This is a genomic window from Kitasatospora sp. NPDC058046 (assembly GCF_042885595.1).
Taxonomy (GTDB): Bacteria; Actinomycetota; Actinomycetes; order Streptomycetales; family Streptomycetaceae; genus Kitasatospora.
This window is the reverse complement of record NZ_JBHVRS010000001.1, coordinates 699,133-713,101: the sequence shown is the minus strand read 5'-3', so window position 1 is coordinate 713,101 and position 13,969 is coordinate 699,133. Positions and strand designations below refer to the sequence as shown.

The following is a 13,969-nucleotide window of genomic DNA, read 5'->3' as shown; positions in this document are numbered from 1 at the left end:
CCCTTTCGCGTGTCCGTCCCACTTCCGCACGAAAGAGGTTCCCCGTCATGACCGCGCCCGTCTTCGTCGTCGAGACCGAGCGGATCGCCGCCGCCGCGCCCGGGGCCGTGGTGCGTCTGGACGGCCCGGAGGGGCGGCACGCGGCCGCGGTGAAGCGGCTGGAGCCGGGCGAGGCGGTGACCCTGGCCGACGGGCTGGGGCTCGGCGTGGACGGCACGGTCGCCGAGGTGCTCGGCAAGGACGCGATCGACGTGCGGGTCGCCGCCGTGCGCCGCGAGCCGGAGCCCGCGCCGCGGATCGTCGTCGTCCAGGCGCTGCCCAAGGGCGACCGCGGCGAGCTGGCCGTGGAGACCATGACCGAGGTCGGCGTGGACGTGGTGATCCCGTGGGCCGCCTCGCGCTGCATCACCCAGTGGAAGGGCGAGCGCGGCGCCAAGGCGCTCGCCAAGTGGCGGGCCACCGCCCGGGAGGCGGGCAAGCAGTCTCGCCGGCTGCGCTTCCCCGAGGTCCGCGAGCCGATGACCACCAGGCAGCTGGCGCCCGTCCTGGCGGGGGCCGCGTTCGCCGCCGTGCTGCACGAGGAGGGCGCCGAACCGCTGGCGCACGCCGTGCTGCCGGAGGGCGGGGACATCGTCCTGGTGGTCGGCCCGGAGGGCGGGGTCTCCCCGGAGGAGCTGGCGGCCTTCGCCGGGGCGGGCGCCGGGCCGTACCGGCTGGGCCCCTCGGTGCTGCGCACCTCCACCGCCGGGGTGGCCGCCGGCGCGCTGTTGCTCGGGCGCACCGGCCGCTGGTCGTAGCACCCCGGGCGCACCCCCGGCAGGCCGTCGGCGCGCCCCTCGGCGCGCCCCCGTACACCCCGGCGGCGACCGCGGCACGGCCGCCCGCGGACGGTGCCGGGAGTCTGGGAAAAACGGCGCGGACGGTCCGTGTACCTGCCTAGGCTGGCCGGGTGACGGACTCCCAGAGCACCTCCCCGAACTCCTCGGCGGGCGCCTACCTTCGCCATCCCCACCTGCACGGCGACCTGCTCGCCTTCGTCGCCGAGGACGACCTCTGGCTCGCCCCGCTGGACGGCGGCCGGGCCTGGCGGCTGACGGCGGACCACCTGCCGGTCCACCACCCGAGGTTCTCCCCGGACGGGCGGCACCTCGCCTTCACCTCCACCCGGGACGGCGCCCCCGAGGTGCACGTGGTGCCGGTGGACGGCGGCCCCTCGCGCCGGCTCACCCACTGGGGCAGCCACCAGACCCGGGTGCTGGGCTGGACCGCCGACGGCCGTCCGATCGCCGCCACCGGGGCCGGCGAGGCCAGCTTGCGCCGCACCTGGGCGCACGCCGTGCCGCTGGACGGCGGCGAGCCGCAGCGGCTGCCGTACGGGCCGGTCGGCGGGCTCGCCTTCGAGCCGGGCGGCGACCGGGTGCTGCTGAGCAGCGTCAACGGCCGCGATCCGGCCTGGTGGAAGCGGTACCGGGGCGGGCGGGCCGGAAAGCTGTGGCTCGGCCGGGAGGAGTTCGCCCGGGTCCACGCGGAGCTGGACGGGCAGCTGGACTCCCCGCTGTGGGTCGGGGACCGGATCGCCTTCCTGTCCGACCACGAGGGCGTCGGCGAGCTGTGGTCCAGCCGCCCGGACGGCACCGACCTGCGCCGCCACACCGCCGACCCGGACGGCTTCTACGCCCGGGGCGCCGGCACCGACGGCACCCGGGTGGTCTTCCACCGGGCCGGGGACCTCTGGCTGCTGGACGACCTGGCGGGTGCCGAGCCGCGCCGGCTGGACGTCCGGCTGGCCGGCCCGCGGGCCGGGCGCCGCCCCCGCCCGGTGCCCGCCGCGCACTGGCTGGACTCCGTCGCCCCCGACCGCACCGGCCGGGGCAGCGCCGTGGTGGTGCGCGGCGGTGTGCACTGGCTGACCCACCGCGAGGGCCCGGCCCGGGTGCTGGACGAGACCCCGGGCGTGCGCGGGCGGCTGGCCCGGGTGGTGCCCGGCGAGGACGGCGCCCAGGGGGTGCTCTGGGTGTCCGACGCCGAGGGCGGGGACGCCCTGGAGTTCGCCCCCGACCTGCACGGCGCCGAGCGCCGCCGGCTGGCCGCGGGGCGGCTCGGCCGGGTCAACGCGCTGACGGTCTCCCCGGACGGCAAGCAGGCCGCGCTCGGCGCGCACGACGGCCGGGTGCTGCTGGTGACGCTCGCCGACGGCGCCGTGCACGAGCTGGACCGCAGCGCCGACGGCGAGCCCGGCACCCCGGCCTTCAGCCCGGACTCGGCCTGGCTGGCCTGGTCGCGCCCGGTGCGCGGGATGGGCCCGCACTCGCTGCGCCAGATCGTGCTGGCCGACCTGGCGACCCGGACGGTCGGCGAGGTCACCCAGCCGCGTTTCGTGGACACCTCGCCCTCCTTCACCGCGGACGGCCGCTACCTGGCCTTCCTGTCGGTGCGCAACTTCGACCCGGTCTACGACGCGCACGTCTTCGACCTGTCCTTCCCGAACGGCTGCCGCCCCCACCTGGTCACGCTGGCCGCCGACACGCCCTCCCCGTTCGGGCCGCAGCGGGCCGGGCGCCCGCTCGGCGGGGAGGAGGACGAGCCGAAGGCCCGGAAGGCGGACGGCGAGGCGGCCGCCGACGCCGCGCCGGTGACCAGGGTGGACCTGGACGGCATCGCCGACCGGATCATCCCCTTCCCGGTCGAGGGCGGCCGCTTCGAGGAGCTGGCCGCCGCGAAGGACGGCGTGCTCTGGACCAGGGCCCCGCTGACGGGCGAACTCGGCGACGAGGCCGCCTCGTTGGACGACGACCGGCCCCGTCCGGTGCTGGAGCGCTTCGACCTGCGCAAGCGCCGGGTCGAGCAGCTGGTGCACGGCGTGGACGACTTCTCGGTCAGCGCGGACGGCACCCGGGTCGCCGTGCTGGACCAGGGCGAGCTGAGGGTCGTCCCGGCGGACCACAAGGGCGGCGACGACGAGGAGGCCGCCGTCGACCTCGCCCGGCTGCGGATCACCGTCGACCCGGCCGCCGAGTGGCGGCAGATGTACGCCGAGAACGGCCGGCTGATGCGGGACAACTTCTGGCGCCCCGACCTCTCCGGCGTCGACTGGGACGGGGTGCTGGAGCGCTACCGGCCGCTGGTCGAGCGGGTCGGCTCGCACGACGAACTGGTCGACCTGCTCTGGGAGGTGCACGGCGAACTCGGCACCTCGCACGCCTACGTGATGCCGTACGGCCGGTACACCGAGCCCGCCCGGCGCCAGGGCCTGCTCGGCGCCGACCTCGTCCGGGACGGCGGGCACTGGCGGATCGGCCGGATCCTGCCCGGGGAGTCCTCCGACCCCAGGGCCCGCTCGCCGCTGGCCGCGCCCGGCGCGGCGATCCGCCCGGGCGACGCGGTGCTCGCCGTCAACGGCCGCCCGGTGGACCCGGTGACCGGCCCGGCCCCGCTGCTGGCCGGCACCGCCGGGCAGCCGGTCGAGCTGACGGTGGCCGGGAAGGACGGCACCGACCGGCGCCACCCGGTGGTCGTCCCGCTCGCCGACGAGGAGGCGCTGCGCTACCACGACTGGGTGGCCGGGCGGCGGGCCGCGGTGCGCGAGCTGTCCGGCGGGCGGCTGGGCTACCTGCACATCCCCGACATGCAGACGGCCGGCTGGGCCCAGCTGCACCGCGACCTGAGCACCGAGATGGCCCGGGAGGGCCTGGTCGTCGACGTCCGGGGGAACCGGGGCGGCCACACCTCGCAGCTGGTGATCGAGAAGCTGGCCCGCCGGATCATCGGCTGGGACGTCATCCGGGACACCGACCACCCGGTGCCCTACCCGGCGGACGCCCCGCGCGGCCCGGTGGTCGCGCTCGCCGACGAGTTCACCGGCTCGGACGGCGACGTGGTCAGCGCCGCCATCCAGGTGCTCGGCATCGGCCCGGTGGTCGGCACCCGCACCTGGGGCGGGGTGATCGGCATCGACAGCCGCTACCGGCTGGTCGACGGCACCCTCGTCACCCAGCCCAAGTACGCGCTGTGGCTGGAGAAGTACGGCTGGGGCCTGGAGAACCACGGCGTCGACCCGGACGTCGCGGTGCCGTTCGCCCCGCACCACTGGGCGGCCGGCGAGGACCCGCAGCTGTCCGAGGGGGTCCGGCTCGCCCTGGCGAAGCTCGCCGGGGCCCCGGCCCGTACCGCGCCGCCGCTGCCCTGGGCGTAGCGGCTCCGGGGCGGGACGCCGGCCGGTCCGGCGTCCCGCCCCGCGGGTGCGGCCCCGGGGCGCCGGAAGCGCCAGCAGGCCGTCGCCCGGCTCGGCTAGGCTGCGCCCGTACGGCCCCACCACCCGACACACCGATCCCGAGGAGAGAGCCATGGCCGGCGAGCCGCAGCCCGACTGCCTGTTCTGCAAGATCGTGGCGGGCGAGATCCCGGCGACCGTGGTGCGCAAGACCGAGCGCACCCTCGCCTTCCGCGACATCGCCCCCAAGGCTCCCGTGCACGTGCTGGTGATCCCGCACGCGCACTACCCGAACGCGGCCGCGCTGGCCGCCGCCGAGCCGGAGACCGCCGGCGAACTGCTCGCCGAGGCGGGCGCGGTGGCCGCGGACGAGGGCATCGAGGACTACCGGCTGATCTTCAACACCGGTGCCGGCGCGGGGCAGACCGTCTTCCACGCGCACGTCCACGTGCTCGGCGGCATGTCGATGACCGAGCGCATGGTCTGACCGCAGGTGTCCCAGCGCGAACTCGTCGTCCTCGGCACCGCCAGCCAGGTGCCCACCCGGCACCGCAACCACAACGGCTACCTGCTGCGCTGGGACGGCGAGGGCCTGCTGTTCGACCCTGGTGAGGGCACCCAGCGCCAGATGCTGCACGCCGGGGTGACGGCCACCCAGATCACCAGGATCGCGGTCACCCACTTCCACGGGGACCACTGCCTGGGCCTCGCCGGGGTGATCCAGCGGATCAACCTCGACCGGGTCCCGCACCCGGTCGACGTCTACTTCCCGGCCTCCGGCGAGGTCTACTTCGAGCGGCTGCGGCACTCCACCGCCTACCACGAGACGGCCGTGCTGCGGCCCCGGCCGATCGACGAACCCGGGCCGCTGCCCGCGCCCGGCGCCCGCTTCGCGCTGGACGCCGTCCGGCTGGACCACCCGGTGGAGTCCTTCGGCTACCGGCTGTCCGAGCCGGACGGCCGGCGGCTGGTGCCGGAGCGGCTGGCCGCCCTCGGCGTGCGCGGCCCGGCGGTGGGTCGGCTCCAGCACGAGGGCGCGATCGAGGCGGACGGCCGTACCGTCACCCTGGCCGAGGTCAGCGAGCCGCGGCCGGGCCAGAAGTTCGCCTTCGTGATGGACACCCGGCTGTGCGACGGCGTGTACGCGCTGGCTGAGGGCGCCGACCTGCTGGTCGTCGAGGCGACCTTCACCGACGCCGACGCCGGGCTCGCCGAGGAGCACGGCCACCTCACCGCCGGGCAGGCCGCCAAGGCCGCCGCCGAGGCCGGGGTGCGCACCCTGGTGCTGACCCACTTCTCGCAGCGCTACCCGGACCTCGGCCAGCACCTGGCCGACGCCCGCAAGCACTTCGACGGGGAGCTGGTGCTGGCCGCCGACCTCGACCGGGTGCCGGTGCCGGCCCGCCGCCCGTCGTGACCGGCCCGGGGAACCGGAGCGGCACGGGAGAGTCCCGGCAGTGTCCCCGGTGAAAAAAATGGGCTCGCGCCGGCCTGCGATCTGCCGGAGCATCGTCGGGTGCGGCCCCGCCGCCCGCCACGGCGATCACGCTCGCGGCGTACCCTGGTGCCCCGGAGACACCCAGCGGCACCCGAGACCACGGATGGGATGAGGCAGGCCCCAGCGCCGACCTATGAGTGACACATCGCAGACCCGTACCAACGGACAGTCGCGCCCCGAAACGACCGACGACGGCCGTGTGAGCGCCCGGATCGTGATCCCCGAGAAGCACCCGATGGTCACCCTGCTCGGCACCGCGGACTCGCTGCTGCGCGTGATCGAGCAGGGCTTCCCCGCCGCGGACATCCACGTCCGCGGCAACGAGGTGACCGCCACCGGGGACCGGGCCGAGGTCGCCCTCGTGCAGCGGCTCTTCACCGAGATGATGCTGGTGCTGCGCACCGGCCAGCCGCTGACGGAGGACTCCGTGGAGCGCTCCATCGCCATGATCCGCAGCCAGGACCCGGACAGCCCGGCGCCGTCGCAGGTGTTCACCGCGAACATCCTGTCCAACCGGGGCCGGACGATCCGCCCGAAGACCCTCAACCAGCAGCGCTACGTCGACGCGATCGACAAGCACACGATCGTCTTCGGCCTCGGCCCGGCGGGCACCGGCAAGACCTACCTGGCGATGGCCAAGGCCGTCCAGGCCCTCCAGGCCAAGGAGGTCAACCGGATCATCCTGACCCGCCCGGCGGTCGAGGCGGGGGAGCGGCTGGGCTTCCTGCCCGGCACCCTCTACGAGAAGATCGACCCGTACCTGCGCCCGCTGTACGACGCGCTGCACGACATGATGGACCCGGACTCCATCCCGCGCCTGATGGCGGCCGGCACCATCGAGGTCGCCCCGCTCGCGTACATGCGCGGCCGCACCCTCAACGACGCCTTCATCATCCTCGACGAGGCCCAGAACACCTCGCCCGAGCAGATGAAGATGTTCCTCACCCGCCTCGGGTTCAACTCCCGGGTGGTGGTCACCGGCGACACCAGCCAGATCGACCTCCCGGGCGGCACCCGCAGCGGTCTCAAGGTCGTCCAGGACATCCTGGCCGACGTGCCCGACATCCACTTCTCCGTCCTCACCAGCACCGACGTGGTCCGCCACAAGCTGGTCGGCCGGATCGTGGACGCCTACGAGCGCTGGGACGCCCGCCAGGAGGCGGAGGAGGCCGCCCCGGCGGCCCGCAAGCCCGCCCAGCGGCGCCCCGGCAAGGCCACGGCGCCCCGCGCACCCCGCGCACCCCGCCAGTCCCATCGCACCGAAAGCTGAGCACACAGCCCGTCATGTCGATCGACATCGCCAACGAGTCCGGTTGGGAGGCCGACGAGGAAGCCATCCTCGACGTCGCCCGCTTCGCACTGGACAAGATGCGGATCCACCCGCAGTCCGAACTGTCCGTGATCCTGGTGGACAGTGCGGCGATGGAGGAGCTGCACATCCAGTGGATGGACCTGCCCGGCCCGACCGACGTGATGTCGTTCCCGATGGACGAGCTGCGTCCCGGCAAGGAGGGCGACGAGCTGCCGCAGGGCCTGCTCGGCGACATCGTGCTCTGCCCCGAGGTCGCCGAGCAGCAGGGCCTGGCGGCCCCCTCCAAGCACTCGATGGACGAGGAGCTGCAACTGCTCACCGTGCACGGCGTGCTGCACGTCCTCGGCTACGACCACGAGGAGCCGGAGGAAGAGGAGGAGATGTTCGCCCTCCAGAAGCGCATCCTGGACGACTGGCGGACGGGCCGGGGCCTCGGCGGCATCTCCCCGGCCCCCACCACCCACTGAGCGCGGAGCCCGAACCCCTGTGAGTGGTGAGAGTACGAGCTTCATCCTCGGTGCCGTGCTGCTGGTCGTGCTCGGCTGGCTGGCCGCGTGCGCCGAGGCGGGCATCTCCCGGGTCTCCCGGTTCCGGGCGGAGGAGGCGGTGCGCAGCGGTCGGCGCGGCTCCGCGCGGCTGCTGACCGTCGCCTCCGACCCGATCCGCTACCTCAACCTGGCCACCCTGATCCGGGTGGCCAGCGAGATGGCGGCGGCCGTCCTGGTCACCGTGGTGTGCGTGCGCAACGTGACGCCCACCTGGCAGGCCGTCCTGCTGGCGTTCGGCGTGATGGTGCTGGTGTCCTTCGTCGCGGTGGGGGTCTCGCCGCGCACGATCGGGCGCCAGCACCCGCTCACCACCGCGACGGCGGCCTCCTTCGTGCTGCTGCCGCTGGCCGCGGTGCTGGGTCCGATCCCGCGGCTGCTGATCCTGCTCGGCAACGCGCTGACCCCGGGCAAGGGCTACCGGGAGGGTCCGTTCGCCTCGGAGGCGGAGCTGCGGGCCCTGGTGGACCTCGCCGAGAAGGACGACCTGATCGAGGACGAGGAGCGCCGGATGGTGCACTCGGTCTTCGAGCTGGGCGACACCATCGTGCGCGAGGTGATGGTGCCGCGCACCGACCTGGTGATGATCGAGCGGCACAAGACCGTCCGGCAGGCGCTGACCCTGGCGCTGCGCTCGGGCTTCTCGCGGATCCCGGTGGTCGGCGACAACGAGGACGACGTGGTCGGCATCGTCTACCTCAAGGACCTGGTGCGGCGCACCCACATCAACCGGGAGGCGGAGTCCGAGGAGGTCGGCGCGGTGATACGGCCGGCCGTCTTCGTCCCGGACTCCAAGCCGGCCGGCGACCTGCTGCGCGAGATGCAGCAGCGCCGTTCGCACGTGGCGATCGTGATCGACGAGTACGGCGGCACGGCCGGCCTGGTCACCATCGAGGACGTCCTGGAGGAGATCGTCGGCGAGATCACCGACGAGTACGACCGGGAGATCGCCCCGGTGGAGGACCTCGGGGACGGCTCGTACCGGATCACCGCCCGGCTGCTGGTGGAGGACCTGGGCGAGCTGTTCGGCATCGAGCTGGAGGACGAGGACGTCGAGACCGTCGGCGGCCTGCTGGCCAAGCACCTGGGCCGGGTGCCGATCCCCGGCTCCTCCTGCGAGATCCCGCTGCCCGACCCGGTGGAGGGCGGCCTGTCCGGCATCCTGCTGACCGCCGAGTCCTCGGCGGGCCGCCGCAACCGGATCGGCTCGATGGTCGCCGCCCCCGTCCGCCGCACCGAGGACGCCGAGGAGCCGGCGGGCGAGTAGCGGGTGGGCGGTCGCCGAGCGACCATGGAGGGCATGACGCACAAACTTCGCGCGGAGTACGGCCCGCAGGGGGCGGCCGGCGGAGTCAAGTCCTGGCACGTGGTGCGGGACGAGGACCTGTCGGTGGCGCTCTGCGGCCGGACCATGTCCGACGACGCCGAGACGCGGCCCGAGGAGGAGTGGGGCACCGGGTTGCGCTGCTGCCAGCAGTGCGGCTCGCTCTACATGCACGAGGTGCCGCACATGCAGGGGAGCCATCCCTACAGCTAGGCACCCGGCTGGACCATGGCCGAGCTCTGGAGGTCGCCATGAAGCTGCAAGACGAACTGCCCACCGTCGACCGTCGGCTCGCCATGGTGTGGCGGGTCGGGGCGGGGCTCGGGGGGGTCTTCCTGATCGTGTTCGGGTGTCTGGGGCTGGCCGGCGAGCCCGGCTTCCTGGCCACCCACGGCGACCGGATCGCCGGGCTGTCGACCAACGGGGCGCTGAGCATCCTGTCCATCGTGGCGGGCGCGGTCCTGGTGCTGGGGGCGGTGGTCGGCGGGAACTTCGCGTCCAACCTCAACATGGCGGTGGGCGTGCTGTTCGTCCTGTCGGGCTTCTACGGCCTGACGGTGCTCGGGCGGCCGGACGCCAACATCCTCAACTTCCGGATGTCGAACGTGCTGTTCGCGTTCATCTTCGGCATCGTCCTGACGACCTTCGGCATGTACGGCCGGGTGAGCGGCCACCTGCCGCACGACAACCCGTACTGGCGGCAGCGGATCGAGCGCGAGGAGGCTCGGCCGAGCGGCGCCGCGAAGACCTTCGTCAAGGTCCTCAAGCCGAACCCGGGGCCCACCCACCCGGTCGGCCACTGAACGGCGCCGGGTGCCTATGCTCGGCGGCATGAGTGACATCGTCGAGCTCGACCCCGAAGACAAGAAGATCATCACCCTGGCCCGCTCGGTCCGCGCCCGCAACGGCGTGGCCGAGGGGGCCGCGGTGCGTGACGAGACCGGGCGCACCTACGTGGCCGGGACGGTCGCGCTGGAGTCGCTGCGGCTGAGCGCCCTGCAGACGGCGGTGGCGATGGCGGTGGCCAGCGGCGCCCGGTCGCTGGAGGCGGCGGCCGTGGTGAGCGAGGCGGAGCAGCCGGCCGAGACGGACCTGGCGGCCGTACGGGACCTGGGCGGGGCCGGGACGCCCGTGCTGCTGGCCGGGCCGGACGGGACGCTGCGGGTGTCCGCCGAGGCGCGCTGAGGCCCGTCGAGGGGCCCGTACGGGGCCGCCGGGGGCCGTTGGCGGGCCTTCGGCGGCCCCGCCGCGTGCCCCGTCCGGCGCTGTCGGACGGCATGGCCCTGGAGCCCAGGCCTTGCAGATAATCTCACCGGGGGAGTGGACTCGGTGAGGGGACTGGGGCATGGGGGCGGTGGCGTTCTTCGCCGGGCTGGTGCTGTTCGTGATGGGGCTGGGCAAGTGGCAGGAGACCGGGTCCGAGCTCTGGCTGTACGGCTCGCTGGGCTTCCTGCTGGTGCTGGTGGTGGTCTCGCTGATCCCCACCTCCGGCAAGGGCGGGAAGGCCGGGAAGAAGGGCTGAGCGCGCCCCGGACACCCCCGCGGGGTGGGCCCGGACGGCGGGGCTCCGGTGATCAGGGAGAATGGAGCCCATGAATGCCCCTTCCTCCTCGTACCGCTCCGGGTTCGCGTGCTTCGTCGGCCGGCCCAACGCGGGCAAGTCGACCCTGACCAACGCCCTGGTGGGGACGAAGGTCGCGATCACCTCCGATCGCCCGCAGACCACCCGGCACACCGTGCGCGGCATCGTGCACCGCCCGGACGCCCAGCTCGTGCTGGTCGACACCCCCGGTCTGCACAAGCCGCGCACCCTGCTCGGCGAGCGCCTCAACGACCTGGTCCGCACCACCTGGGCCGAGGTCGACGTGATCGGCTTCTGCCTGCCCGCCGACCAGAAGATCGGCCCCGGCGACAAGTTCATCGCCAAGGAGATCGCCGGGATCAAGAAGACCCCGAAGGTCGCCATCGTCACCAAGACCGACCTGGTCGACTCCAAGCGCCTGGCCGAGCAGCTCATCGCCATCCACCAGCTCGGCATCGAGCTGGGCTTCGAGTGGGCCGAGATCATCCCGGTCTCCGCCGTCGGCGACAAGCAGGTCGAGCTGGTCGCCGACCTGCTCACCAAGCTGCTGCCGGAGGGCGACCAGCTCTACCCGGCGGGCGACCTCACCGACGAGCCCGAGCAGATCATGGTCGCCGAGCTGATCCGCGAGGCCGCGCTGGAGGGCGTGCGCGACGAACTGCCGCACTCGCTGGCCGTGGTGGTCGAGGAGATGCTCCCGCGCGAGGGCCGCCCGGCGGACCGCCCGCTGCTGGACATCCACGCCAACGTCTACATCGAGCGGCAGAGCCAGAAGGCGATCGTGATCGGCGCCAAGGGCGCGCGGCTCAAGCACGTCGGCACCACCGCCCGCAAGCACATCGAGGCGCTGCTCGGCACGCCGGTCTACCTGGACCTGCACGTCAAGGTCGCCAAGGACTGGCAGCGCGACCCCAAGCAGCTGCGCAAGCTCGGCTTCTGAACCCGGGCTCCCGACGAGGGAGTTCGGGCCGCCGGGAGGCCTGGGGCCCGTTCGGACGTTGTGCGTCCGGGCGGGCCTTCGCCGTGGTCCGGCCGTACGCGACGTCAGAAGGGTTACACCGCGATGGAGTTGCACACCCGGGAGTGGGGCAGCGGGGACCGGCTGGCCGTGCTGGTGCACGGCATCATGTCCGACCACCGCACCTGGCGGCTGGTCGGCCCGGCCCTGGCGGGGAGGGGCTACCGGGTGCTCGCCGTGGACCTGCGCGGGCACGGCGCCAGCCCGCGCGGCACCGGCGCCACCGCGCTGGAGCGCTACCCCCTGGCGGCGTACGCCGAGGACCTGCTGGAGAGCCTGCCGGCCGGCGTCGAGCTCGCGATCGGCCACTCGCTGGGCGGGATCGTCCTGGCGGACGCGGTCGAGCGGCTGAAGCCGGCCCGCGCGGTGTACGTCGACCCGGCCTGGCGGTTCGTCCAGACCGGGATGGACCCGCGGGTGATGGCGCAGCTGCGGCACCTCACCCGGGAGCAGGTCGTGGCGCTCAGCCCGACCTGGGAACCGGCCGACGTGGACGACGAGATCGCCGCCGCGGCCGCCTGGGACGAGGACTCGGCGCTGGCCCTGGCCGACCAGCGCTCGGACCTGCCGGCCGGGCCGGCGGTGCCCTCGCTGGTGGTCCTGGCCGACGGCAGCATGCTGGTGGACGCGGCGAGCGCCGAGGAGCTCACTGCCCGCGGCTTCGAGGTGCGCACCGTCCCCGGCACGGGCCACACCGTCCACCGGGACGACCCGGCGGGCTTCCTGGCGGCGCTCGACGGCTGGCTCTGACCGTGGGCTCCCTGGTGCTACGCGCCCTCGCGCAGCACCAGGGAGACCAGCTCGCGCTGCGAGTCGGTGAGCTTCGGGTCGGCGCAGTACACCGACCGGCCGTCGACGGTGATCTCGTAGTGGAAGCCGTCCGGCACCCCGTACGAGGGCGCGCGCAGCCCGCCCGCGACGGCCTCGCGGGCGAGTGCGTGCACGTGCGGGGCGTCCGTGCGGTCGGCGGTGTCGATCTCCGCCTGGCGGACGATCCCCGCGAAGCCGCCGGTCCGGGTCACCTGGATACGCATGGTGTCCATGGTGCTACCCGGGGAGGGGGTTTGCCGGGCTTTTCCCGGACCGTGACCTTAAGCCCGCCTCAACCCGGTCTCAACCACCCTTCAGGCGTACTCCCGGGGCCCGTCCGCGGCCCCGCTCACCCCGGGCTGACCCCGACCTGCGCCCAGGAGGCCGTGACGGTGTCCACGACCGACCGGTCGTCGGGGTAGCGGGCCCTGGCGGCGGCCACGGTGGCCCGGGCGAAGGCGGTGAAGTCGGCGTCGGCGGGCAGCGTGCGCCCGGTCAGCGCGTCGTACCAGATCCGCCCCGCGCGCTCCCAGGCCGAGCCGCCGAGCGCGGTGGCCAGCAGGTAGAACGCGTGGTTGGGGATGCCGGAGTTGATGTGCACCCCGCCGTTGTCCTGGGAGGTGTCCACGTAGTCCCGCATGTGCGCGGGCTGCGGGTCCTTGCCGAGCCGCGGGTCGTCGTAGGCGGTGCCGGGCGCCTTCATCGAGCGCAGCGCCACGCCCTGGACGCCCGGGGCGAGCAGCCCGGCGCCGATCAGCCAGTCGGCGTCGGCGGCGGCCTGGCGCAGCGCGTACTGCTTGACCAGCGAGCCGAAGACGTCGGAGACCGACTCGTTGAGCGCGCCGGGCTGGTCCTGGTAGTCCAGTCCGGCGGTGAACTGGGTGACGCCGTGGGTGAGTTCGTGGCCGATGACGTCGACGCAGGCGGTGAAGTCGCCGAACACCACGTTGTCGCCGTCGCCGAACACCATCTGGTGGCCGTTCCAGAAGGCGTTGTCGTAGTCGCGGCCGTAGTGGACGCTGGCGTCCAGCCGCAGGTCGCGGTCGTCGATCGAGTGCCGGCCGAAGACGTCGGCGTAGAGCGCGAAGGTGGCGCCGAGGCCGTCGTAGGCGTGGTTGACGGAGCTGTCGGAGGAGGCCGCGCGGCCCTCGGTGCGCACGGAGCGGCCGGGCAGCCGCTGGCCGTGGCCGGCGTCGTAGACGACCCGGTTGAGACCGGGGGCGGCGACGGGCGGGGCCGGGGAGAGGCGGGCCGCGCGGTGCGCCGCGTCGAGGGCCAGGGAGTGGACGGCGGGTTCGTGGCCGGCCTCGGCGAGGCGGTCCAGGACGAACGGCGGGACGATCGTGCAGAACGGTGCTGCTGCGGTCATGTTGCCCAGGGTGAGGCCTCGATGACCGGTTGTCACCACCCCCGGCACGACCGGTCGGCGTCTCAAGGAGTGGAACGGTGGCCCGGATCACTTCGGGGGCGCGCGGTGCTGGGTTACGCTGGGCCCATCATGCGCAACGGGCTGCTTCTTCTTAGCTGCCGCGTCGAGGGCCTGTAGTCCACTGGGGCCGGCACCCTCGCCGCGGGGAACGTGCTGTGCGCGCAATCGGCGATCCAAGGGTGTATCGCGAGCGGCAGCAGAGGCCGGCCAGTCGGTGTTGACCAGGTGTTGACCACCCCCG

Annotated in this window: 15 protein-coding genes; 13 read left to right on the top strand and 2 right to left on the bottom strand. The window is 73.9% G+C overall.

Annotated features, from left to right (window positions below; genetic code table 11):
• The first annotated feature begins 47 nt into the window (after positions 1-47).
• From ACFVU7_RS03340 to ACFVU7_RS03280, 13 genes are all read left to right on the top strand, one after another.
• Positions 48-797, top strand: coding sequence for a 16S rRNA (uracil(1498)-N(3))-methyltransferase (locus tag ACFVU7_RS03340; RefSeq protein WP_375876393.1), 750 nt, complete (start codon positions 48-50; stop codon positions 795-797).
• Between the two features lie 152 nt (positions 798-949).
• Positions 950-4,192, top strand: a complete 3,243-nt coding sequence (locus ACFVU7_RS03335) for a PDZ domain-containing protein (RefSeq protein ID WP_388044041.1) — start codon at positions 950-952, stop codon at positions 4,190-4,192.
• Between the two features lie 151 nt (positions 4,193-4,343).
• Complete coding sequence (locus tag ACFVU7_RS03330; RefSeq protein ID WP_049651083.1) at positions 4,344-4,697, top strand: histidine triad nucleotide-binding protein; 354 nt, start codon at positions 4,344-4,346, stop codon at positions 4,695-4,697.
• A gap of 6 nt (positions 4,698-4,703) precedes the next feature.
• Positions 4,704-5,627, top strand: coding sequence for a ribonuclease Z (locus ACFVU7_RS03325; protein ID WP_388044040.1), 924 nt, complete (start codon positions 4,704-4,706; stop codon positions 5,625-5,627).
• Positions 5,628-5,943: 316 nt separating this feature from the next.
• Positions 5,944-6,978 (top strand): PhoH family protein, encoded by a 1,035-nt coding sequence (locus ACFVU7_RS03320; RefSeq protein ID WP_079271808.1) that lies wholly within the window; start codon positions 5,944-5,946, stop codon positions 6,976-6,978.
• A gap of 14 nt (positions 6,979-6,992) precedes the next feature.
• Positions 6,993-7,487: an rRNA maturation RNase YbeY gene (ybeY, locus tag ACFVU7_RS03315; protein WP_049651086.1), complete on the top strand. Its 495-nt coding sequence runs from the start codon at positions 6,993-6,995 to the stop codon at positions 7,485-7,487.
• A gap of 19 nt (positions 7,488-7,506) precedes the next feature.
• Entirely contained in the window at positions 7,507-8,832 is a 1,326-nt protein-coding gene (locus ACFVU7_RS03310) for a hemolysin family protein (protein ID WP_049651087.1), read from the top strand.
• A 33-nt stretch (positions 8,833-8,865) separates the two neighbouring features.
• Complete coding sequence (locus tag ACFVU7_RS03305; protein WP_063780135.1) at positions 8,866-9,102, top strand: hypothetical protein; 237 nt, start codon at positions 8,866-8,868, stop codon at positions 9,100-9,102.
• 38 nt (positions 9,103-9,140) lie between these two features.
• Positions 9,141-9,692, top strand: coding sequence for a DUF4383 domain-containing protein (locus ACFVU7_RS03300; RefSeq protein ID WP_049651089.1), 552 nt, complete (start codon positions 9,141-9,143; stop codon positions 9,690-9,692).
• Between the two features lie 28 nt (positions 9,693-9,720).
• Entirely contained in the window at positions 9,721-10,074 is a 354-nt protein-coding gene (locus tag ACFVU7_RS03295) for a cytidine deaminase (protein WP_049651100.1), read from the top strand.
• A 160-nt stretch (positions 10,075-10,234) separates the two neighbouring features.
• Positions 10,235-10,411 (top strand): hypothetical protein, encoded by a 177-nt coding sequence (locus ACFVU7_RS03290; RefSeq protein ID WP_158077653.1) that lies wholly within the window; start codon positions 10,235-10,237, stop codon positions 10,409-10,411.
• 70 nt (positions 10,412-10,481) lie between these two features.
• Entirely contained in the window at positions 10,482-11,411 is a 930-nt protein-coding gene (gene era, locus ACFVU7_RS03285; RefSeq protein ID WP_049651090.1) for a GTPase Era, read from the top strand.
• A 123-nt stretch (positions 11,412-11,534) separates the two neighbouring features.
• Complete coding sequence (locus ACFVU7_RS03280; protein ID WP_074000727.1) at positions 11,535-12,239, top strand: alpha/beta fold hydrolase; 705 nt, start codon at positions 11,535-11,537, stop codon at positions 12,237-12,239.
• Positions 12,240-12,256: 17 nt separating this feature from the next.
• On the opposite strand, the gene ACFVU7_RS03275 is transcribed toward ACFVU7_RS03280, so the two are convergent.
• Entirely contained in the window at positions 12,257-12,523 is a 267-nt protein-coding gene (locus tag ACFVU7_RS03275) for a protealysin inhibitor emfourin (protein ID WP_049651101.1), read from the bottom strand.
• Positions 12,524-12,648: 125 nt separating this feature from the next.
• On the bottom strand, positions 12,649-13,668 hold the full coding sequence (locus tag ACFVU7_RS03270; protein WP_049651092.1) for a M4 family metallopeptidase: 1,020 nt from the start codon (positions 13,666-13,668) through the stop codon (positions 12,649-12,651).
• Between the last annotated feature and the right edge of the window lie 301 nt (positions 13,669-13,969).

Bases quoted from the DNA above. Each gene is read 5' to 3' on its own strand.
- ACFVU7_RS03340 (WP_375876393.1), top strand. From the start codon at position 48: ATGACCGCGCCCGTCTTCGTCGTCGAGACCGAGCGGATCGCCGCCGCC.
- ACFVU7_RS03275 (WP_049651101.1), bottom strand. From the start codon at position 12,523: ATGCGTATCCAGGTGACCCGGACCGGCGGCTTCGCGGGGATCGTCCGC.
- era (WP_049651090.1), top strand. From the start codon at position 10,482: ATGAATGCCCCTTCCTCCTCGTACCGCTCCGGGTTCGCGTGCTTCGTC.
- ACFVU7_RS03290 (WP_158077653.1), top strand. From the start codon at position 10,235: ATGGGGGCGGTGGCGTTCTTCGCCGGGCTGGTGCTGTTCGTGATGGGG.
- ACFVU7_RS03270 (WP_049651092.1), bottom strand. From the start codon at position 13,668: ATGACCGCAGCAGCACCGTTCTGCACGATCGTCCCGCCGTTCGTCCTG.
- ACFVU7_RS03320 (WP_079271808.1), top strand. From the start codon at position 5,944: ATGGTCACCCTGCTCGGCACCGCGGACTCGCTGCTGCGCGTGATCGAG.
- ybeY (WP_049651086.1), top strand. From the start codon at position 6,993: ATGTCGATCGACATCGCCAACGAGTCCGGTTGGGAGGCCGACGAGGAA.
- ACFVU7_RS03300 (WP_049651089.1), top strand. From the start codon at position 9,141: ATGAAGCTGCAAGACGAACTGCCCACCGTCGACCGTCGGCTCGCCATG.
- ACFVU7_RS03295 (WP_049651100.1), top strand. From the start codon at position 9,721: ATGAGTGACATCGTCGAGCTCGACCCCGAAGACAAGAAGATCATCACC.
- ACFVU7_RS03280 (WP_074000727.1), top strand. From the start codon at position 11,535: ATGGAGTTGCACACCCGGGAGTGGGGCAGCGGGGACCGGCTGGCCGTG.
- ACFVU7_RS03330 (WP_049651083.1), top strand. From the start codon at position 4,344: ATGGCCGGCGAGCCGCAGCCCGACTGCCTGTTCTGCAAGATCGTGGCG.
- ACFVU7_RS03305 (WP_063780135.1), top strand. From the start codon at position 8,866: ATGACGCACAAACTTCGCGCGGAGTACGGCCCGCAGGGGGCGGCCGGC.